Genomic DNA, 19,994 nt, shown 5'->3' on the forward strand with positions numbered 1-19,994 from the left:
GAGGGGATCTCCGCCATGCCCCAGGAACAACCGCCCCTGCTCACCATGTCCGGCATCACCAAGTCCTTCCCCGGAGTCCGCGCCCTCGACGGCGTCGACCTGGAGGTCGCCGCCGGCGAGGTCCACTGCCTCCTCGGCCAGAACGGCGCCGGCAAGTCCACCCTCATCAAGGTCCTCGCCGGCGCCCACCAGCCTGACGGCGGCCGCATCACCTGGCGCGGTGAAACGGTCCGGCTCCGGTCTCCGATCGCCGCCATGCGCCTCGGGATCGCCACCATCTACCAGGAACTCGACCTGGTCGAAGGGCTGTCCGTCGCCGAGAACGTCCACCTCGGCCACGAACCCACCGCCGCCGGATTCGTCGTCCGGGGCCGCGCCGCCCGCACCTCGACCGCCGCGCTGCTGAGACGGCTCGGCCATCCGGAGATCGACCCCGCACGGTTCGTCGGCGAACTCTCCGCCGCCCAACGGCAGATCGTCTCGATGGCCCGCGCGCTCTCCCACGACGTCCGCCTCATCGTGATGGACGAGCCGTCGGCCGCCCTCGACCCCGACGAGGTCGACAACCTCTTCCGTATCGTCGCCGACCTCACCGCCGAGGGCGTGGCCGTCGTCCACATCTCTCACCGCCTGGAGGAGATCCGCCGCATCGGCGACCGCGTCACGGTCCTCAAGGACGGCCGGGCCGTGGCCGGCGGGCTCCCCGCCGCCTCCACCCCGACCCGGGACATCGTGGCGCTGATGACCGGCCGGAACGTCGAGTACGTCTTCCCCGAGCGCCCGCCCGAGCCCCCGGCCGCCGCACCCGTCCTCCAGGTCCGGGGGCTGGCGCGCGACGGGGAGTTCGAGCCCGTCGACCTCGATCTGCGGCCCGGAGAGATCGTGGGTCTCGCCGGACTCGTCGGCTCGGGCCGCTCCGAGATCCTGGAGACGATCTACGGCGCCCGTAGGCCCACCGCCGGCCGGGTCCTCGTCGACGGCCGCCCCCTTCGCCCCGGCAGCGTCCGCGACGCCGTGCGCGCCGGGCTCGGCCTCGCACCGGAGGAGCGCAAGGCGCAGGGCCTGCTGATGCTGGAGTCCGTCACCCGCAACGTCTCCGTCTCCTCGCTCGCCCGCTTCTCGCGCGCCGGCTGGATCGACCGTACCGCCGAACGCACCGCCTCCCGCACGGCCACCCGGGAGCTCTCGCTGCGACCCGACAACCCCGACGCCCGGGTCCGCACCCTCTCCGGCGGCAACCAGCAGAAGGCCGTCCTGGCCCGGTGGCTGCTGCGTGGCTGCCGCGTCCTGCTGCTCGACGAGCCGACCCGCGGAGTCGACGTCGGCGCCCGCGCCGAGCTGTACGCCGTGATCCGCCGCCTCGCCGACGACGGCCTCGCCGTCCTGCTGGTGTCGAGCGAAGTGCCCGAGGTGCTCGGCCTCGCCGACCGTGTCCTGGTGCTCAGAGAGGGCCGCGTCGTCCACACGGCGCCCGCCCGTGAGCTGGACGAACACCGCGTACTCGACCTTGTGATGGAAGGGAGCCCGGCGTCATGACGCTGTCCACCGCCAAGAACACCGAGGCGCCCGCGGGGGAAGGCGGCCGGCGCCCGCTCGGTCTCAGGGCCGACGTCCGCAACCTCTCCCTGCTGGGTGTGCTGGCCGTACTGATCGCGGTCGGCGGCTTCACCCGGCCGGACGAGTTCCTCGCCACCTCCAACCTCCAACTCGTCCTCACCCAGGCCTCCGTCATCGGCGTCGTCACCGTCGGCATGACCTTCGTCATCACCAGCGGCGGCATCGACCTCTCCGTCGGCGCCATCGTCGCCCTCGCCTCCGTCTGGGCGACCACGCTCGCCACCCAGGAGTACGGTTTCGCCGGCATCCTCTTCACCGCCGTCGTCGTCGGGGTCGCCTGCGGCCTGGTGAACGGTCTGCTCATCGCGTACGGCGGGATGGTGCCGTTCATCGCGACCCTCGCCATGCTCGCCTCCGCCCGCGGCCTCGCGCTGCAGATCACCGACGGCCGCACCCAGATCGTCACCGTCGAATCCGTCCTCGACCTCGGCATTCCAGACGCCTACGTCCTCGGCATCCCCCCGCTGGTCCTCGTCTTCGCCGCCGTCACCGTCGCGGGCTGGCTGATCCTCAACCGGACCACCTTCGGCCGTCGCACCGTCGCCGTCGGCGGCAACCCGGAGGCCGCCCGCCTCGCCGGCATCGACGTACGCCGTCAGCGCCTCTACCTCTACCTGCTCTCCGGACTGTGCTGCGGCATCGCGGCCTTCCTGCTGATCGTCCTGTCCGGCTCCGGCCAGAACACCAACGGCAACCTGTACGAGCTCGACGCCATCGCCGCCGCGATCATCGGGGGAACCCTGCTCAGCGGCGGCCGCGGCACCATCGTCGGCTCCGTCCTCGGCGTCCTCGTCTTCACCACGATCACCAACATCTTCGCGCTCAACAACCTGCAGAGCGACGTCCAGCAGATCGCCAAGGGCGCGATCATCGTCGCCGCCGTCCTGGTCCAGCGCCGCAGCATGCGCCACGGCGAGACCTGACCCCCGCGCGGCCCCTCCCAGCTCCCCCCGCCTCCCTCTCCTGTCGAAGGGATCCACCGCCATGCCAGAAACCAGCCGCAGAGGACTGCTGTTCGGCACCGCCGCCGTCTCCGCGGGCGCGTTGCTCACCGCCTGTACCAGCAACGAACCGCAGAACCGGGCACCAGCCGCGGACAACGTCCCGGCGGCCGACGACAAGCCCGGCACCCCCGTCACCATCGGCTTCGCCGGCCCCCAGGCCGACCACGGCTGGCTCAACGCCATCAACCAGAACGCCAAGGACCGGGCAGGGAAGTACTCCGAGGTGACCCTGGAGATCACCGAGGGCTCCAACGACACCGCCATCCAGATCGGCCAGATCCAGACCCTCATCAACAAGAAGGTCGACGTCCTCGTCATCCTGCCCGCCGACGGCAAGGCACTCACCCAGGTCGGACTCCAGGCCATGAAGGCCGGCATCCCCGTCATCAACCTGGACCGCGTCTTCGCCTCCCCGCAGGCCTACCGCTGCTGGATCGGCGGCGACAACTACGGCATGGGCCTCAACGCCGGCCGCTACATCGGCGAACGACTCAAGGACAAGCCGAACGCCAAGGTCGTCGAACTCGCCGGAATGGACAGCCTGGAACTCACCAAACAGCGCACCCAGGGCTTCGACGACGCCCTGAAGAACTACCCCAACATCCGCAAAGTGGCCCGCCAGGCCGCCGACTTCACCGTCGAGTCCGGCCAGGCCAAGATGGCCCAACTCCTCCAGGCACAGAGCGACTTCGACGCCCTTTGGAACCACGACGACGACCAGGGCGTCGGCGCGCTGCGCGCCATCGCCCAGGCCGGCCGCGACGACTTCCTGATGGTCGGCGGCGCCGGCGCCCGGTCCGCCATGGACGCCATCAAGGCCGACAACAGCGTCCTGAAGGCGACCGTGCTCTACCCCCCGACCATGGCCGCCTCCGCCATCGACCTGGCCCGCGCCCTGGGCCAGAAGAGGGGCGTCGGGGGCATGTCGGAGCTGGAGATCCCCGCCTCCATCACCCTCTACTCCGCCGTCGTCACCAAGGAGAACGTCGACGAGTACCTGCCCACCGGCTTCAACTGACCGGAGCCGCCGCCCCGGCGGGCGACCACCGCGGGGCAGCAGACCGTTGCCGCACCACGAAACGGAGGAACCGTATGGAACAGACGGAGAGCGGGGCCGCACCGCCGACGCTCGGCGTCGGCATGGTCGGATACGCCTTCATGGGAGCCGCCCACTCGCAGGGCTGGCGGACCGCGGGGCGCGTCTTCGACCTGCCGCTGCGCCCGGTCCTCGCCGCCGTCGCCGGCCGGGACGCCGGGGCCGTCCGGGCCGCCGCCGACCGGCACGGCTGGGCCGCCGCCGAGACCGACTGGCGCGCCCTCGTCGCCCGCGACGACGTCCAGCTCGTCGACGTCTGCACACCCGGCGACAGCCATGCGGAGATCGCCGTCGCCGCCCTGGAGGCGGGCAAGCACGTCCTGTGCGAGAAACCGCTCGCCAACTCGGTCACCGAGGCCGAGGCCATGGTCGCGGCCGCCGAGGCGGCGGCCGCCCGCGGCCAGATCGCCATGGTCGGCTTCAACTACCGCCGCGTACCCGCCCTTTCGTACGCACGCCGGCTGATCGCGGACGGCAGGCTCGGCGGGCTGCGGCACGTACGGGTCACCTATCTGCAGGACTGGCTGGTCGATCCGGCGTTCCCACTGACCTGGCGCCTGGAGCGCGAGCACGCCGGATCCGGCGCCCTCGGGGACCTCGGGGCGCACGCCGTCGACCTCGCCCAGTATCTGGCGGGGGAGCCGCTGGTCGGCGTGTCGGCGCTCACCGAGACCTTCGTACGGGAGCGGCCCCTGCTCGCCGGGGTGTCGGCCGGCCTGTCCGGTGCCGCCTCGGACGGGGCGTACGGGGAGGTCACCGTGGACGACGCCGCGCTGTTCACCGGGCGGCTGGCCTCCGGGGCGCTCGCCTCCTTCGAGGCGACCCGGATGGCGGCCGGCCGCAAGAACGCCCTGCGCCTGGAGATCAACGGCGAGAAGGGGTCGCTCGCCTTCGACCTGGAGCGCCTCAACGAACTCTCCTTCCACGACCACACCGAGCCGGCCGACACCGCCGGATTCCGCCGCATCCTGGTGACGGAGCCGGGCCACCCGTACCTGGAGGGCTGGTGGCCGCCGGGCCACGCGCTCGGCTACGAGCACACCTTCGTCCACCAGGCCCGCGACCTGGTCCTCGCCATCGCGTCCGGAACCGCCCCGGCACCCTCCTTCGCCGACGGGCTCCAGGTCCAGCGCGTCCTGGCGGCCGTCGAGGAGAGCGCCCGCGAGAACGCCGTCTACACATCCGTACAGGAGTAATGGAGGCCGCGACCGTGCCCCGTCCCTTCACCCTCTTCACCGGCCAATGGGCCGACCTGCCCCTGGAGGAGGTCTGCCGGCTCGCCCGCGACTTCGGCTACGACGGCCTCGAACTCGCCTGCTGGGGAGATCACTTCGAGGTCGACAAGGCGCTGGCCGACCCGTCGTACATCGACGGCCGGCGCGCCCTGCTCGACAAGTACGGACTGAAGTGCTGGGCCGTCTCCAACCACCTGGTGGGCCAGGCCGTCTGCGACCATCCGATCGACGAACGGCACCAGGCGATCGTCCCGGCCCGGATCTGGGGCGACGGCGAGCCGGAGGGCGTACGGCGGCGGGCGGCGCGCGAGCTGGCGGACACGGCCCGCGCCGCGGCCGCGCTGGGCGTCGACACCGTCATCGGCTTCACCGGTTCGTCGATCTGGCATCTGGTGGCGATGTTCCCGCCGGTTCCGGAACGGATGATCGAGCGCGGCTACGAGGACTTCGCGGAGCGCTGGAACCCGATCCTGGACGTCTTCGAGGCCGAGGGCGTCCGCTTCGCGCACGAGGTCCATCCCAGCGAGATCGCCTACGACTACTGGACCACCCAGCGGGCCCTGGAGGCGATCGGGCACCGGCCGGCCTTCGGACTGAACTTCGATCCGAGCCATTTCGTCTGGCAGGACCTCGACCCGGTCGGCTTCCTCTGGGACTTCCGCGACCGGATCTACCACGTGGACTGCAAGGAGGCCCGGCGCCGGCTCGACGGCCGCAACGGACGGCTGGGCTCCCATCTGCCCTGGGGCGACCCGCGACGCGGCTGGGACTTCGTCTCGGCCGGCCACGGTGACGTCCCGTGGGAGGACGTGTTCCGCATGCTCCGCTCGATCGGCTACGCCGGTCCCGTCTCGGTGGAGTGGGAGGACGCCGGCATGGACCGGCTGACGGGGGCGCCGGAAGCGCTTTCGGTACTGAAGCGGTACGACTTCGAACCGCCGACGGCCTCCTTCGACGCCGCCTTCGGCGGCGGTCGATAGCGGCCGGAGGCGCACAACCGCAGGCCGGTGCCGGGTGGCGGGGACGTCACCGGGCTGGTCCGTCCTGCCCTCGGGAGGCTTTGTCCTCTCGCTGGGAAAAGTTCAACCGCACTGTCGCACAAGGGCTTTCCGGCGCGGACGAACCCCGCTACGGTCCCTGATGTGCCCATGACATGACCTTTGGGATTCCGACCAGCGTGACGGCGCACGCCGGTCCCCGGACACCCCGCACACCCGGCCCTACTCCGGAGGACACCCGTGCACAGACAACGACTCCGAGCCAGGAAAACCCTCGCCCTCCTCACCGTCGGACTGCTCGCCCTCGGCGCCCCCCAAGTCCTCGCCGCAGACGCGGACGACACCACCACCCCCACCGCAACCGCGACCACCGCCGAGGAGTTCCAGCAGGTCACCCTCGCCAAGGGCGGCGAAGAGGTCGGCGAACCCATGTCGCTCGCCGTGCTCCCCGACCGCAGCGTCCTGCACACCTCACGCAACGGCGAACTGCGCCGCACCGACGCCGCCGGCAACACCGAGGTCATCGGCACGATCCCCGTCTACTCCCACGACGAGGAAGGCCTCCAGGGCATCGGCCTCGACCCCGACTTCGCCCGCAACAAGGCCATCTACCTCTACTACGCCCCGCCCCTGGACACCCCCGCCGGCGACGCCCCCAACGACGGCACACCCGCCGACTTCGCGCAGTACGACGGAGTCAACCGGCTCTCCCGCTTCACCCTCAACGCCGACGGCACCCTCGACAACGCCAGCGAGAAGAAGGTCATCGACATCCCCGCGACCCGCGGCATCTGCTGCCACGTCGGCGGAGACATCGACTTCGACGCACAGGGCAACCTCTACCTGTCGACCGGCGACGACTCCAACCCCTTCGCCTCGGACGGCTACACCCCGATCGACGAACGCCCCGGCCGCAACCCCGCGTACGACGCCCGCCGCACCTCCGGCAACACCAACGACCTGCGCGGCAAGATCCTCCGCATCAAGGTCGCCGACGACGGCTCGTACACCGTCCCCGACGGCAACCTCTTCGCACCCGGCACGGACAGGACCCGGCCCGAGATCTACGCGATGGGCTTCCGCAACCCCTTCCGCTTCAGCGTCGACAAGAAGACCGGCGTGCTGTACGTCGGCGACTACGGACCCGACGCGGGCGCCGCCGACCCCCACCGCGGACCGGCCGGACAGGTCGAGTTCGCCAGGGTCACGAAACCCGGCAACTTCGGCTGGCCCTTCTGCACCGGCGCCAACCACCCCTACGTCGACTACGACTTCGCCACCAAGGTCTCCGGAGCCCCCTTCGACTGCGCCGCCCCGAAGAACGACTCCCCGCACAACACCGGCCTCGTCGACCTGCCCCCGGCCGAACCCGCCTGGATCCCGTACAACGGCGGCTCCCTCCCCGAGTTCGGCACCGGCTCCGAATCCCCCATGGGCGGACCCGTCTACCGCTACGACGCCGCGAACACGTCCCCGGTGAAGTTCCCGGAGGCGTACGACGGAGACTTCTTCGCCGGCGAGTTCGGCCGACGCTGGATCAAACGCATCGAACACGGCGCCGACGGCACCGTCCAGTCCATCAACCCCATGCCCTGGACCGGCACCCAGGTCATGGACATGGCCTTCGGCCCCGACGGCGCCCTCTACGTCCTCGACTACGGCACCGCCTGGTTCGGCGGCGACCACAACTCCGGCCTCTACCGCATCGAGAACGCCACCGGCGGCCGCTCACCGGTCGCGGAAGCGAGCGCGAACAAGACCTCCGGCACCGCACCCCTCAAGGTCACCTTCTCCTCCGCCGGCACCACCGACGCCGACGGCGACGCCCTCACCTACAGCTGGGACTTCGGCGACGGAACCACCTCCACCACCGCCGACCCCACCCACACCTACCGCAGGAACGGCACCTACACCGCGACCCTCACCGCACGCGACCCGTCCGGCCGCACCGGCTCCGCCTCCGTCCACATCGTCGTCGGCAACACCGCCCCGACGGTCGCCCTCGAACTGCCCACCGAGGGAGCCCTGTTCGACTTCGGCGACGACATCCCCTTCAAAGTCACCGTGAAGGACCCCGAGGACAGCGCCGCCGGCCCCATCGACTGCACCAAGGTGAAGGTCACCTACATCCTCGGCCACGACAGCCACGGCCACCCCGTCACCTCGGCCAACGGCTGCACCGGCACCATCAAGACCTCCACCGACGGCGGCCACGACGACGACGCCAACATCTTCGCCGTCTTCGACGCCGAGTACACCGACGGCGGAGGCGGCGGCCAGTCCGCCCTCACCAGCCACGACCAGGCCAAGCTCCAGCCCCGCCACCGCCAGGCCGAACACTTCGACGCCCACCACGGCGTCAGCGTCATCGACAAGGCACCCGCCAACGGCGGCCGGACCGTCGGAGACATCCACAACGGCGACTGGATCTCCTTCAAGCCCTACCACCTCACCGGATCCACCAAGCTCACCGCCCGCGTCTCCTCCGGCGGCGCCGGCGGCTTCCTGGAAGTCCGCACCGGATCACCCACCGGCACCCTCCTCGGCTCCGCACCCGTGCCCGTCACCGGCGGCTGGGAGACCTTCCAGGACATCGACGTACCCCTGCGCAACGTGCCCCGCAGGACCACCGAACTCTTCCTCGTCTTCAAGGGCGGAACCGGCGCACTCTACGACCTGGACGACTTCACCCTCTCCGACGCACCGGTCGACCGCACCGCCAAGCGCGTCCTCGTCTACTCCCGCACGGCCGGATTCCGCCACGACTCCATCGGCGCCGGCATCACCGCCCTCAAGGAACTCGGCGCCGGCAGCGCCATCACCGTCGACACCACCGAGGAACCACGCCAGTTCACCACCCAGAACCTCGCCCGCTACGACGCCGTCGTCTTCCTCTCGACGACCGGCGACGTCCTGAACACCGAACAGCAGACCGCCTTCGAGAACTACATCTCCACCGGCGGCGGCTACATGGGCGTCCACGCCGCCGCCGACACCGAGTACGACTGGGAGTTCTACGGCGGCCTCGTCGGCGCCCACTTCGCCTCCCACCCGCACATCCAGCCGGCGACGGTCAGGGTCGAGGACCACGACCACCCCGCCACCGCCCACCTGCACGGCACCTGGCAGCGCACCGACGAGTGGTACAACTACCGCACCAACCCCCGCGACCAGGCCCGCGTCCTCGCCACCCTCGACGAAACCACCTATCAGGGCGGCACGATGAAGGGCGACCACCCCATCGCCTGGTGCAAGTCCTACGGCGGCGGCCGCTCCTTCTACACCGGCGGCGGCCACACCAAGGAGGCGTACACCGAACCCGCCTTCCGGCAGCACCTCCTCGGCGGACTGCGGTACGCCACCGGCCAGGTCACCGCCGACTGCCGACCGCGGACCGGCTACCGCGCCCTCTTCAACGGAGAGACCAAGGAAGGCTGGAAGCAGGCGGGCCCCGGCGGCTTCGACGTCGTCGACGGCGAGCTGCGCTCGGTCGGCGGCATGGGGATGCTCTGGTACCAGGCGAAGGAGTTCTCCTCCTACTCCCTCACGCTCGACTGGAAGACGGCGGGCGACGACAACTCCGGAATCTTCGTCGGCTTCCCCGCCTCCGACGACCCCTGGTCGGCCGTGAACAAGGGCTACGAGATCCAGATCGACGCCACCGACGCCCCCGACCGCACCACCGGAGCCGTCTACGGCTTCAAGTCGGCCGACCTCTCCGCCCGAGACGCGGTGCTGCGACCGCCCGGCCAGTGGAACAGCTACGAGATCCGCGTCCGGGGCGAGCGGCTCCAGGTGTTCCTCAACGGCGTGAAGATCAACGACTTCACCAACACCGACCCGGCCCGCAGCCTGAAGGACGGACACATCGGCATCCAGAACCACGGAGCCGACGACCAGGTGTCCTTCCGCGACATCCAGCTGAAGGAGCTCGCCTCGTAGAGCTCCCGCCCCAGCCGACGGCGGGCGGGGAGGCGCCGTACCCCCCGCCCGCCGTCTCCACCACACCCCAGGGAGGCAGGGTCTTGACCACTGGAACACGTACGGGAGTCTGGCTCGTCGGAGCAAGAGGCTCCGTCGCCACCACGGTCGTGGCCGGCTGCGCCGCGATGACGGCCGGCCTCCACCCGCCGACCGGAATGGCGACCGAGACCGACGCCTTCGCCGCGGCGGGCCTGCCACCGCTGCCGGCCCTCGTCTTCGGAGGCCACGACACGGCGGAGTGCCCCCTGCCCAAGCGGGCCGAGGAACTCACCGCGGCGGGCGTCCTGCCGCACGGCCTCGCCGCCGCCGTGGCCGCCGAACTCCACGCCGCCGACGAGGAGATCCGCCCCGGAGGCCCCCGCCCAGGAGACGGCCGGAGCGAGGAAGAACTCATCACCGCCTTCGCCGCCGACCTGGCGGACTTCCGCACCCGACGGGACCTCACCCGCGTCGTCGTCCTCAATGTGGCGACGACGGAACCGGCGCCGGGGGGCGCCGGGCTCCCTCCCAGCTCCCTCTACGCGGCCGCGGCCCTCCGGGCCGGCTGCCCGTACGTCAACTTCACCCCCTCCACCGGCCTGCGGCACCCCGCCCTCGCCGACACCGCCGCCGCCTCCGGGCTCCCGCACGCCGGCCGCGACGGCAAGACCGGCCAGACGCTCCTGCGCTCCGTCCTCGCCCCGATGTTCGTACAGCGCGCCCTGACCGTACGGGCCTGGTCCGGCACCAACCTGCTGGGCGGCGGGGACGGGGCGGCCCTCGCCGACCCGGCCGCGGCGGCGGCGAAGAACGCGGGCAAGGAGCGCGTCCTCACCGACACCCTCGGCCCGGGCGTGCAGGGCGAGGTCCACATCGACGACGTACCGGCCCTGGGGGAGTGGAAGACGGCCTGGGACCACATCGCCTTCGACGGCTTCCTCGGCTCCCGCATGACCCTCCAGACCACCTGGCAGGGCTGCGACTCGGCCCTCGCCGCCCCCCTCGTCCTCGACCTCGCCCGCCTCACCGCCCGCGCCCACGAGATCGGCCTCTCGGGCCCCCTGGAGGACCTCGCCTTCTACTTCAAGGACCCGGACGGCACACCCCCGTCGGCCCTGGCCGACCAGTACACCCGCCTGCTGGCGTTCGGAACGCGGCTGGGAGAGTCACGGTGAGGGGGAGGGGGTGGGGGAGCGGGCTTGGGACCCGTGTCGGGGCCGGGGTTCCGGGTGCGGCGGGTCTTCGGGCGGGCGGCGCCGGGCCTGGTGGCGGGGCGCTCGCGGGCGCCACGGCGGGGGCCCGTGTTCGAGCGGCCGTGGCCGAGCAGCGTGCACGGGCGTCCGGGGAGCGTCCGGCCGCCCGGGGAGAGAGGGCCGCCCGCGCTGGGAAGGCCGACTGGTCCGCGTGGGCCGAACTGCTGCGGGTGTCCGCGCTGTTCACGGTCCCGGGCGACGCCCTGGCGGGCGCCGCCGCCGCAGGCGTGCGCCCGAACCGCACCACCCTCCTGGCCATCGGCTCCTCCCTCTGTCTCTACGAGGCGGGCATGGCACTCAACGACTGGGCCGACCGCGCCGAGGACACCATCGACCGCCCCCACCGCCCGATCCCCTCCGGACGGATCAGCCCCCGTGCGGCCCTCGCCGCCTCCGCGGCCCTGACGGCGGCGGGCCTCGGGCTCGCCGACCGCGCCGGCCGCCCGGCCCTCGCGGTCGCCACCGGCCTCGCGGCCACCGTCTGGTCCTACGACCTCCACCTCAAGCACACGGCGGCGGGGCCCGCGGCCATGGCGGCGGCCCGCGCCCTGGACCTCCTCCTCGGCGCCACCGCCACGGGGGGCCCTCCCTCCCCCCGCCCCCTCCCCTCCGCCGCCCTCCTCGCCGCCCACACCTACGCGATCACGGCCGTCTCCCGCCATGAGGCGCACGGTGGTTCCACCCGTGCACCGCTGCTGGCGCTCGCCGCGACCTTGACGGTGGCGGCGGGCGCGGCCGGGCTCGGCGCAGTCCTACGACCCGGCTCACCTCCCGGAACGACCGGACGCCCCTCAGCCACGCCTCCGTTCGGCGCTCCGCGGCGCGAGGCGACCTCGCACGCACCCGAACTCACACCGCGCCCGCGCCTCCGTGTCCCCACCGTCAGGCCACCGACAGCGGACGCGGGTCCGTCGACGCGGTGGCCGGACTCCCTGCCCCGGCTGCTCACCGCCGCCCTGGCCGTCGCCTATGCCCGCACCCCCGCCACCGCCTTCCTCCACGCCGCGCTCAACCCCTCCCCACCGCTGACGCAGCGCGCCGTCGGTACAGGCATCCGCGCCCTGATCCCGCTCCAAGCCGCTCTCGCCGCCCGATCCGGCGCCCCCGGCACGGGTCTCGCGCTCCTGGCGCTGGCGCCGCTCGCCCGGAGTCTGGCCAGGAAGGTGAGCCCCACATGAGCCCCACTCCCACCCCCGCCCCCCAGCCCGTGTCCCCCGCGCCGCGGCTCGGCTACGGCACCAACGGCCTCACCGACCTCCGGCTCGACGACGCCCTCGCCCTCCTCGCCGACCTGGGCTACGACGGGGTCGGCCTCACCCTCGACCACATGCATCTCGACCCCCTCGCCCCCGACCTGGCCGCCCGAACCGCCCGCGTCGCCCGGCGACTCGACACCCTGGGCCTCGGTGTCACCGTCGAGACCGGCGCCCGCTACGTCCTCGACCCGCGCCGCAAGCACGGCCCCTCCCTTCTCGATCCGGATCCCGACGCCCGCGCCACCCGCACCGGGCTCCTCCTCCGCGCCGTCCGCGTCGCCGCCGACCTCGGAGCCCACGCCGTCCACTGCTTCAGCGGCGTCGACCCCCAGCCCGCCCACCCCGACGACGCCTGGAAGCGTCTCGCCGAAGCCCTCACCCCCGTCCTCGAAGCCGCAACCGCCGCCCGCGTCCCCCTCGCCGTCGAACCGGAACCCGGCCACCTCCTCGCCACCCTCGACGACTTCCACCACCTCCGCCGCCTCCTCGGCGACCCCGATCCCGCCCTCCTCGGTCTCACACTCGACATCGGCCACTGCCAGTGCCTGGAAGCCCAGGCCCCGGCCGACTGCGTCCGTGCCGCCGCACCCTGGCTGCACCACGTCCAGATCGAGGACATGCGCCGCGGCGTCCACGAACATCTGCCCCTCGGCGAAGGCGAGATCGACTTCCCGCCCGTCCTCGCCGCACTCGCGGAGCTCACCGCGGCCGGCTACCCCGGCCTCACCGTCGTGGAGCTGCCCCGCCACTCCCACGACGGCCCCGAACTCGCCCGCACCTCCCTCTCCTTCCTCCGTGACCGACTCACCCCCGGGGAGGCCCCATGCTGACCGACTCCGCCCGCGCCTGGCTCGACGAGGCCCTCACCGAAGCCGCCGCCCGCACCCCCGCCTGGGAACTGCGCTTCGCCTCCGCCGGCCGGCACTGCGGCCAGGAGCACGCCGACTCCGTCCGCACCCTCCTGCTCCAGGAGGCCCACGCCGGTCCGGACACCCTCACCCGCCTCTACCGGCAGGGCGCCGCCCCCGAACGCCGCGCCGTCCTCCTCGCCCTCCCCTCACTCGTCACCGGCCCCGAGGCCGTGCCCCTCGTCGAGGACGCCCTGCGCACCCACGACACCACCCTCGTCTCCGCCGCCCTCGGCCCCTACGCCGCCACCCATCTGACCCCCCACTCCTGGCGTCACGCCGTTCTCAAATGCCTCTTCACCGGCGTGCCCGTCGACACCGTCGCCGGGCTCAGCCGGCGCGCCCGCGGCGACCGCGAACTCGCCCGGATGCTCACCGACCACGCCGCCGAACGCACCGCCGCCGGCCGCCCCGTCCCCGCCGACCTCCACCGCGCCCTCGCCCTCACCGCCCCCACGGAGGAGCCCTGATGCGCATCTTCGACCCCCACATCCACATGTCCTCGCGCACCACGGACGACTACCAGGCCATGTACGAGGCGGGAGTCCGCGCTCTCGTCGAACCGTCCTTCTGGCTGGGGCAGCCCCGCACGTCGCCCGCCTGCTTCCTCGACTACTTCGACTCCCTCCTCGGCTGGGAACCCTTCCGGGCCGCCCAGTACGGCATCGCCCACCACTGCACGCTCGCACTCAACCCCAAGGAGGCCAACGACCCCCGCTGCACCCCCGTTCTCGACGCCCTGCCCCGCTACCTCGTCAAGGACAACGTCGTCGCCGTCGGCGAGATCGGCTACGACTCCATGACACCGGCCGAGGACACCGCCCTCGCCACCCAGCTGCAGCTCGCCGCCGACCACGCGCTGCCCGTCCTCGTCCACACCCCGCACCGCGACAAGCTCGCCGGCCTCCGCCGCACTCTCGACGTCGTACGCGAGTCCGCCCTCGCCCCCGACCGGGTCCTCCTCGACCACCTCAACGAGACCACCGTCAAGGAGGCCGCCGACAGCGGCGCCTGGCTCGGCTTCTCCCTCTACCCCGACACCAAGATGGACGAGAACCGCATGGTCGCCGTGCTCAAGGACCACGGCCTCGAACGCGTCCTGGTGAACTCGGCCGCCGACTGGGGCAAGAGCGACCCGCTCACGACCCGCAGGTTCGGCGACGCGATGCTCGCCGCCGGATACTCCGAGGACGACGTCGACCGGGTCCTGTGGCGCAACCCCGTCGCCTTCTACGGCCTCAGCGGCCGGCTCCGCCTCGACCTCCCCTCCGTCCCACCCCTCCACGAGGGCAACACCATCCTCCGCGGCGGGGAATGAGGCAGGCCGCCCATGCGCTTCCGCCACCCCGACGGCTCCACCGTCCACCTCGCCTACTGCACCAACGTCCACCCCGCCGAGGCCCTCGACGGAGTCCTCGCCCAGCTCCGCGACCACTGCGAGCCGATCCGCCGCCGCCTCGGACGCGACCGCCTCGGCGTCGGCCTCTGGCTCGCCCGGGACGCCGCCCACTCCCTCGTGACCGACCCGGCCTCGCTCCGCGCACTCCGCGCCGAGCTCGACCGTCGCGGCCTGGAGGTCGTCACCCTCAACGGCTTCCCCTACGAGGGCTTCGGCGCCGCAGAGGTGAAGTACCGCGTCTACCGGCCCGACTGGACCCACCCCGAACGGCTCGCCCACACCACCGATCTGGCCCGGCTCCTCGCCGCACTCCTTCCCGACGACATCACCGACGGCTCGATCTCCACCCTGCCGATCGCCTGGCGCACCCCCTTCGACTCCCGCGCCGCCGACACCGCCCAGACCGCGCTCACCACCCTCGCCCACCGCCTCGACGCCCTCGAAGAGCTCACCGGCAAATCCATCCGGATCGGACTCGAACCGGAACCCGGCTGCACGATCGAGACCACCAGCGACGCGATCGGCCCGCTCACCGCCGTATCAAGCCCCCGCATCGGCGTCTGTATCGACACCTGCCATCTCGCCACCTCCTTCGAAGATCCCCCCACCGCACTGGACGCCCTCGTCTCCGCAGGCATCCCCGTGATCAAGACCCAGCTCTCCGCCGCCCTCCACGCCGAGCACCCTCACCTGCCCGAGGTCCGTGCCGCCCTCGCCGCCTTCGCCGAACCACGCTTCCTCCACCAGACCCGTACCAGCACCGCAGCGGGACTGCGCGGCACCGACGACCTGCCCCAGGCCCTCACAGGCCGGTCCCTCCCCGACGGCGCCCCCTGGCGCGCCCACTTCCACGTCCCCCTCCACGCACCGCCCGCCCCGCCGCTCACCTCCACCCTCCCGGTCCTCCAGGACACCCTCGCCCTCCTCGTCGGCGGCCCCCGGCCACGCACCCACCACCTGGAGGTCGAGACCTACACCTGGCAGGCCCTCCCCGCCGCGCAGCGCCCCCGCACCCGTGCCCGCCTCGCCGACGGCATCGCCGCCGAACTCACCCTGGCACGCGACCTGTTGACCGACCTCGGCCTCAAGGAACTCCCATGACCGGCCCCCAGGACGACACCTCACCCACCCCCCTCCTGGTCCTCGACGTCGTCGGCCTCACCCCGCGCCTCCTCGCCCATATGCCCCGCTTCAAGGCTCTCGGCCACGACGGCTCCCAGGCCGCCCTGTCCACCGTCCTGCCGGCCGTCACCTGCACCGCCCAGTCCACCTTCCTCACCGGCACCCTCCCCTCCGAACACGGCATCGTCGCCAACGGCTGGTACTTCCGCGAACTCGGCGACGTCCTCCTGTGGCGCCAGCACAACGGCCTCGTCTCCGGAGACAGACTCTGGGACGCGGCCCGCCGCGCCCACCCCGGCTACACCGTCGCCAACATCTGCTGGTGGTACGCCATGGGCGCCGACACCGACATCACCGTCACCCCCCGCCCCGTCTACTACGCCGACGGCCGCAAAGAACCCGACTGCTACACCCGGCCCCCCGCCCTCCACGACGAACTCACCGAGACACTCGGCACCTTCCCCCTCTTCCACTTCTGGGGCCCCGGCGCCGACATCGTGTCCAGCCGATGGATCATCGACGCCACCCGCCACATCCTGCGCACCCGCCGCCCCGACCTCGCCCTGTGCTACGTCCCCCACCTCGACTACGACCTTCAGCGCTACGGCCCCGACGACCCGCGGTCCTTCCGCGCCGCCGCCGAACTCGACACCGCCCTCGCCCCCCTTCTCGACGACGCCCGGGCCGAGGGCCGCACCGTCGTGGCCCTCTCCGAGTACGGCATCACCCGCGTGACCCGCCCCGTCGACATCAACCGCGCCCTGCGCCGCGCCGGCCTCCTGGAGGTCCACACCCAGGACGGCATGGAGTACCTGGACCCGATGGCCTCCCGCGCCTTCGCGGTCGCCGACCACCAGCTCGCGCACGTCTACGTACGACGCCCGGAAGACCTCGAACCCACCCGGGAAGCCCTCACCGGCCTTCCCGGCATCGAGCAGCTCCTCGACGACGAAGGCAAGAAGGAGCACGGCCTCGACCACCCCCGTTCCGGGGAGCTCGTCGCCCTCGCCGACCCCGACGCCTGGTTCACGTACTACTACTGGCTCGACGATGCGTTGGCGCCCGACTTCGCCCAGCTCGTCGAGATCCACCGCAAACCCGGCTACGACCCCGTCGAGCTGTTCATGGACCCCCACGACCCGTACGTACGGATCAAGGCGGCGAAGGCGATCGCCCGCAAGAAGCTCGGCATGCGCTACCGGCTGGCGGTCGTGCCTCTCGACCCCTCACCTATTCGCGGCAGCCATGGCCGCCTCCCCACGAGCGAGGACGAAAGTCCGCTCATTCTGTGCTCCACCCCCCGCGCTGTGAGCGGCCGCGTCGCGGCCACCGATGTGAAAGCCCTGCTGCTTCGACTGGCCGGTCTGTGTTGACCGGACTCCAGTGAAGCAGAGCCCACCGACAACCAGGAGTTATCCACAGATGAGCCGCACCCGACGTATCCACAACCCCTCCGCCGACCCCGAACTGACCCGTAAGCTCAGCAGACGCAACATGCTCGGCGTCGCCGCCGGCGCCACCGCCGCGGCCCTCCTCGGCGCGACCGCCCCGACGGCTTCGGCAGCCCAGACCGAAGCCGGGGCAGAACCCGCCGCGGCCGACCCCGCCACCCGCGGCAACGGCCACGGCCGCCCCGTCCTGCCGCCCGGCCGGCTCGGCATCCAGCTCTACTCCCTGCGCGACAAGGTCTCCACACTCGGCTTCGCGACCGTCTTCGCCGAGCTGAGGAAGTACGGCTACGACGAAGTCGAGTTCGCCGGCTACCAGCAGGGCTCGGCAGGGCCCCTCACCCTCGCGGAGCTCAAGCGGCTCACCCGCGACCACGGCCTGCGCGGCATCGGCAGCCACGTCGGCTACTACTCCTCCGACCCCAAGGCGTACACCTTCGCCCAGAACCTCACCAAGGTCCTCGACGACGCCCAGGCGCTCGGCCTCCCGCACATCGGCACCGCCTCCGGCCCCTGGCGCTACGGTGCCACCGTCGACGGCTGGAAGCGCTGCGCCGAGGAGTTCAACCAGTACGGCGCCGAGGCGAAGAAGCGCGGGATGAAGTTCTACCAGCACAACCACGCCGAGGAGTTCTCCTTCGCCACCGACCGCCCCGACGTCCGGCTCTACGACGTGCTGCTCGCCGAGACCGACCCCGACCTCGTCCACCTGGAGATGGACATCTACTGGGCGTACGTGGCCCAGCACCGCTTCTCCCGGCGCGCCGACGGCACCCCGGCCCCCTTCGACCCGCTGGACTACGTCCTCCGGCAGCCGCACCGCTATCCGCTCTTCCACGTCAAGGACGGCGAACGCGACGACTCCGTCCGCGACGGCTACCGCATGTCGGACGTCGGGGACGGAGACATCGACTACCGGCGCTTCATCTCGGAGGTGAACCGCACCCGCCACGGACGCCACGCCCACCACTGGCAGGCCGAGCGCGACAACCCCGTCGAGTCCTTCGGCTTCGCCCGGAAGTCCAGCGCGCACCTTCACTCCCTGCGCGAGAAGGACTGCTGACCCCGGGCATCGCTCGGCCCCGGCACCCCGGCACCCGTCACCCCGGCCGGTATCCGGGCCGATCTGCCGCGGGTCCGCCACTCCACGGCGGCCCGCGGCCGCCCCGGCGGGCGGCCGGAACCAGCGCGCCGGACCAACAGGCACCACACCACTCCACGTACCCGACCCGCGACGGCCCGTGAAAGGGGGCGGCGCCCGCCGCGCCGATCAAGGAACGTGGGGCCACCGCACGTCACTGACCACGGGAAACGCCGGTGAAAGGCACCTCGAACCCCTGGTAGAGTTATCCATGTCGCCGCGGGGAACACCCCAGAGCGGCAAGACACCTGGTCCGGGTGGCGGAATGGCAGACGCGCTAGCTTGAGGTGCTAGTGCCCTTTATCGGGCGTGGGGGTTCAAGTCCCCCCTCGGACACCACGCAGCAGTGCCGGTCGAGATCCTTCTCGACCGGCACTCTTCTTTTTCGCGACTCCTGCCATGAAGCACGTCGGCCATGCAGCGCTAGGACTTCCGCGCCACCACCAGCCGGCAGCGCGGGCTGCCGTCCTCCCGGCGGCCCAGGGGCTCCATCGGCAGCAGATCCACCGCGAACCCCGCCCGCTCCAGGTTCGCCCGGACGTCCGCGAGGCGGAAGGTGCGGTAGTACATGACGAACGGTGGCCGGCGCACCACGTTCCGTACACGCATCACGGCGTCGAAGCCGAACAGGGTCCAGTACGGCAGCGAGCCGACCCGCGGCGGGGCCGGGAGCGGGAAGGCCAGCGTGCCGCCCGGGCGGAGAGCGGCGTGGATCCGGGTGAAGAGCGGCAGCTGCTCCTCCGGCAGGAAGTGGCCGAAGGCGCCGAAGCTGACCGCCAGGTCGAAGGCCTCGTCGAAGGGGAGAGCCAGGGCGTCCGCGCGCACCAGAGTGGCCGTGGGGTGCGCGCGCCGCGCCTGCGCCAGCATGCCCGCGCTGAAGTCGACGCCCGTGACCCGGCCCGTGCACACCTCCTCCAGGACGCGCAGGCCCGCGCCCGTGCCGCAGCACACGTCGAGGCCCGCGCCGAACGGGCCCAGCGGGCGGAGCGTCTCGGTCACCGCGTCCAGGAGGCGGTCCGAGGTGCGGAAAGGGGTCTCGTCGAACTTCGTCGCCAGCAGGTCGTAGCCGTGCTCCACCGAGGAGAGCGCCTGCACGGCCAGCTCACGGAGTGTCGGGCCCTGGGGGGTGAACATGTGCCGACACTACGCCGTCACCTCGCCGGTCCTGTACGGGCCAGGACGGAGCGATGCCGGTCAGCTGGCAGACGAGCAGATAGAGCGGGATCGGCGGAGTGTACGGAGACAAGCCGTCCGGGTGGTGGATCAGACGCGGGCGGCGGTCGGGGATCTCGGCCCCGTGGGCGTAGCAGGCCGGCATCGGCCACCGGAGATCCAGATCGGAGCCGGTCGGGACCAGCCACCACCACCAGTCGCTGTCCGCGTAGACGCAGCCCTTCGCGGGCAGCCGGGACAGCACGCGGAAGCCGTAGCGGGCCGGCACCCCCACCGCGTCGCAGCCCAGAGCGGTCGAGAAGCCCGCCGGAACCGCCAGATGCGTCGCCTCCGCGGCCGCCGCCCTGCGGGGCCGCGGTGTCAGCGGGGTCGCCATCGACC

At 72.1% G+C, this 19,994-nt stretch carries 16 protein-coding genes and 1 tRNA gene; 15 read left to right on the top strand and 2 right to left on the bottom strand.

Annotated elements, in window-relative coordinates; all coding sequences use genetic code 11:
• The first annotated feature begins 45 nt into the window (after nucleotides 1-45).
• From ACIRB4_RS15805 to ACIRB4_RS15875, 15 genes are all read left to right on the top strand, one after another.
• Nucleotides 46-1,536, top strand: coding sequence for a sugar ABC transporter ATP-binding protein (locus ACIRB4_RS15805; protein WP_403291855.1), 1,491 nt, complete (start codon nucleotides 46-48; stop codon nucleotides 1,534-1,536).
• Nucleotides 1,533-2,540: an ABC transporter permease gene (locus tag ACIRB4_RS15810; protein WP_403291580.1), complete on the top strand. Its 1,008-nt coding sequence runs from the start codon at nucleotides 1,533-1,535 to the stop codon at nucleotides 2,538-2,540. Before ACIRB4_RS15805 ends, ACIRB4_RS15810 begins: the two co-directional genes overlap by 4 nt.
• A gap of 61 nt (nucleotides 2,541-2,601) precedes the next feature.
• Nucleotides 2,602-3,639 carry a substrate-binding domain-containing protein gene (locus ACIRB4_RS15815; RefSeq protein WP_403291581.1) on the top strand — a complete coding sequence of 346 codons (1,038 nt, stop codon included), beginning with the start codon at nucleotides 2,602-2,604 and terminating at the stop codon, nucleotides 3,637-3,639.
• A gap of 74 nt (nucleotides 3,640-3,713) precedes the next feature.
• A complete protein-coding gene (locus ACIRB4_RS15820; protein WP_403291583.1) occupies nucleotides 3,714-4,913 on the top strand; it encodes a Gfo/Idh/MocA family protein in 1,200 nt (399 codons plus the stop codon).
• A 14-nt stretch (nucleotides 4,914-4,927) separates the two neighbouring features.
• On the top strand, nucleotides 4,928-5,932 hold the full coding sequence (locus tag ACIRB4_RS15825) for a sugar phosphate isomerase/epimerase family protein (RefSeq protein ID WP_403291584.1): 1,005 nt from the start codon (nucleotides 4,928-4,930) through the stop codon (nucleotides 5,930-5,932).
• 258 nt (nucleotides 5,933-6,190) lie between these two features.
• On the top strand, nucleotides 6,191-9,892 hold the full coding sequence (locus tag ACIRB4_RS15830) for a ThuA domain-containing protein (protein WP_403291586.1): 3,702 nt from the start codon (nucleotides 6,191-6,193) through the stop codon (nucleotides 9,890-9,892).
• Nucleotides 9,893-9,975: 83 nt separating this feature from the next.
• On the top strand, nucleotides 9,976-11,088 hold the full coding sequence (locus ACIRB4_RS15835) for an inositol-3-phosphate synthase (RefSeq protein ID WP_403291588.1): 1,113 nt from the start codon (nucleotides 9,976-9,978) through the stop codon (nucleotides 11,086-11,088).
• Nucleotides 11,089-11,228: 140 nt separating this feature from the next.
• On the top strand, nucleotides 11,229-12,344 hold the full coding sequence (locus ACIRB4_RS15840; RefSeq protein WP_403291590.1) for an SCO3242 family prenyltransferase: 1,116 nt from the start codon (nucleotides 11,229-11,231) through the stop codon (nucleotides 12,342-12,344).
• Nucleotides 12,341-13,252 carry a sugar phosphate isomerase/epimerase family protein gene (locus ACIRB4_RS15845; protein ID WP_403291592.1) on the top strand — a complete coding sequence of 304 codons (912 nt, stop codon included), beginning with the start codon at nucleotides 12,341-12,343 and terminating at the stop codon, nucleotides 13,250-13,252. Before ACIRB4_RS15840 ends, ACIRB4_RS15845 begins: the two co-directional genes overlap by 4 nt.
• Nucleotides 13,246-13,800: an EboA domain-containing protein gene (locus ACIRB4_RS15850; protein ID WP_403291593.1), complete on the top strand. Its 555-nt coding sequence runs from the start codon at nucleotides 13,246-13,248 to the stop codon at nucleotides 13,798-13,800. Before ACIRB4_RS15845 ends, ACIRB4_RS15850 begins: the two co-directional genes overlap by 7 nt.
• Nucleotides 13,800-14,648 carry a TatD family hydrolase gene (locus ACIRB4_RS15855; protein WP_403291595.1) on the top strand — a complete coding sequence of 283 codons (849 nt, stop codon included), beginning with the start codon at nucleotides 13,800-13,802 and terminating at the stop codon, nucleotides 14,646-14,648. The genes ACIRB4_RS15850 and ACIRB4_RS15855 overlap by 1 nt, the downstream gene beginning before the upstream one ends.
• Before the next feature lie 12 nt (nucleotides 14,649-14,660).
• Nucleotides 14,661-15,830 carry a metabolite traffic protein EboE gene (gene eboE / locus ACIRB4_RS15860; protein WP_403291597.1) on the top strand — a complete coding sequence of 390 codons (1,170 nt, stop codon included), beginning with the start codon at nucleotides 14,661-14,663 and terminating at the stop codon, nucleotides 15,828-15,830.
• Complete coding sequence (locus ACIRB4_RS15865; protein ID WP_403291598.1) at nucleotides 15,827-17,224, top strand: nucleotide pyrophosphatase/phosphodiesterase family protein; 1,398 nt, start codon at nucleotides 15,827-15,829, stop codon at nucleotides 17,222-17,224. The genes eboE and ACIRB4_RS15865 overlap by 4 nt, the downstream gene beginning before the upstream one ends.
• 49 nt (nucleotides 17,225-17,273) lie before the next feature.
• The gene (locus tag ACIRB4_RS15870) at nucleotides 17,274-18,362 is read left to right on the top strand and encodes a sugar phosphate isomerase/epimerase family protein (RefSeq protein ID WP_403291600.1); all 1,089 of its coding nucleotides are present in this window, start codon (nucleotides 17,274-17,276) and stop codon (nucleotides 18,360-18,362) included.
• Nucleotides 18,363-18,691: 329 nt separating this feature from the next.
• Nucleotides 18,692-18,779: transfer RNA gene (locus tag ACIRB4_RS15875), tRNA-Leu, on the top strand.
• 84 nt (nucleotides 18,780-18,863) lie between these two features.
• Here ACIRB4_RS15875 and ACIRB4_RS15880 read toward each other — a convergent pair.
• Nucleotides 18,864-19,574: a class I SAM-dependent methyltransferase gene (locus tag ACIRB4_RS15880; protein ID WP_403291602.1), complete on the bottom strand. Its 711-nt coding sequence runs from the start codon at nucleotides 19,572-19,574 to the stop codon at nucleotides 18,864-18,866.
• On the bottom strand, nucleotides 19,543-19,989 hold the full coding sequence (locus tag ACIRB4_RS15885; protein ID WP_403291604.1) for a hypothetical protein: 447 nt from the start codon (nucleotides 19,987-19,989) through the stop codon (nucleotides 19,543-19,545). The genes ACIRB4_RS15880 and ACIRB4_RS15885 overlap by 32 nt, the downstream gene beginning before the upstream one ends.
• Nucleotides 19,990-19,994: the final 5 nt, after the last annotated feature.

This window comes from Streptomyces sp. NPDC093600, from assembly GCF_044764755.1.
Taxonomy (GTDB): domain Bacteria; phylum Actinomycetota; class Actinomycetes; order Streptomycetales; family Streptomycetaceae; genus Streptomyces.

Excerpts from the sequence above, each read along its gene's own strand:
- ACIRB4_RS15865 (WP_403291598.1), top strand. The coding sequence starts at position 15,827 with ATGACCGGCCCCCAGGACGACACCTCACCCACCCCCCTCCTGGTCCTC.
- ACIRB4_RS15820 (WP_403291583.1), top strand. The coding sequence starts at position 3,714 with ATGGAACAGACGGAGAGCGGGGCCGCACCGCCGACGCTCGGCGTCGGC.
- ACIRB4_RS15850 (WP_403291593.1), top strand. The coding sequence starts at position 13,246 with ATGCTGACCGACTCCGCCCGCGCCTGGCTCGACGAGGCCCTCACCGAA.
- eboE (WP_403291597.1), top strand. The coding sequence starts at position 14,661 with ATGCGCTTCCGCCACCCCGACGGCTCCACCGTCCACCTCGCCTACTGC.
- ACIRB4_RS15885 (WP_403291604.1), bottom strand. The coding sequence starts at position 19,989 with ATGGCGACCCCGCTGACACCGCGGCCCCGCAGGGCGGCGGCCGCGGAG.
- ACIRB4_RS15805 (WP_403291855.1), top strand. The coding sequence starts at position 46 with ATGTCCGGCATCACCAAGTCCTTCCCCGGAGTCCGCGCCCTCGACGGC.
- ACIRB4_RS15810 (WP_403291580.1), top strand. The coding sequence starts at position 1,533 with ATGACGCTGTCCACCGCCAAGAACACCGAGGCGCCCGCGGGGGAAGGC.
- ACIRB4_RS15880 (WP_403291602.1), bottom strand. The coding sequence starts at position 19,574 with ATGTTCACCCCCCAGGGCCCGACACTCCGTGAGCTGGCCGTGCAGGCG.
- ACIRB4_RS15855 (WP_403291595.1), top strand. The coding sequence starts at position 13,800 with ATGCGCATCTTCGACCCCCACATCCACATGTCCTCGCGCACCACGGAC.
- ACIRB4_RS15845 (WP_403291592.1), top strand. The coding sequence starts at position 12,341 with ATGAGCCCCACTCCCACCCCCGCCCCCCAGCCCGTGTCCCCCGCGCCG.
- ACIRB4_RS15870 (WP_403291600.1), top strand. The coding sequence starts at position 17,274 with ATGAGCCGCACCCGACGTATCCACAACCCCTCCGCCGACCCCGAACTG.
- ACIRB4_RS15815 (WP_403291581.1), top strand. The coding sequence starts at position 2,602 with ATGCCAGAAACCAGCCGCAGAGGACTGCTGTTCGGCACCGCCGCCGTC.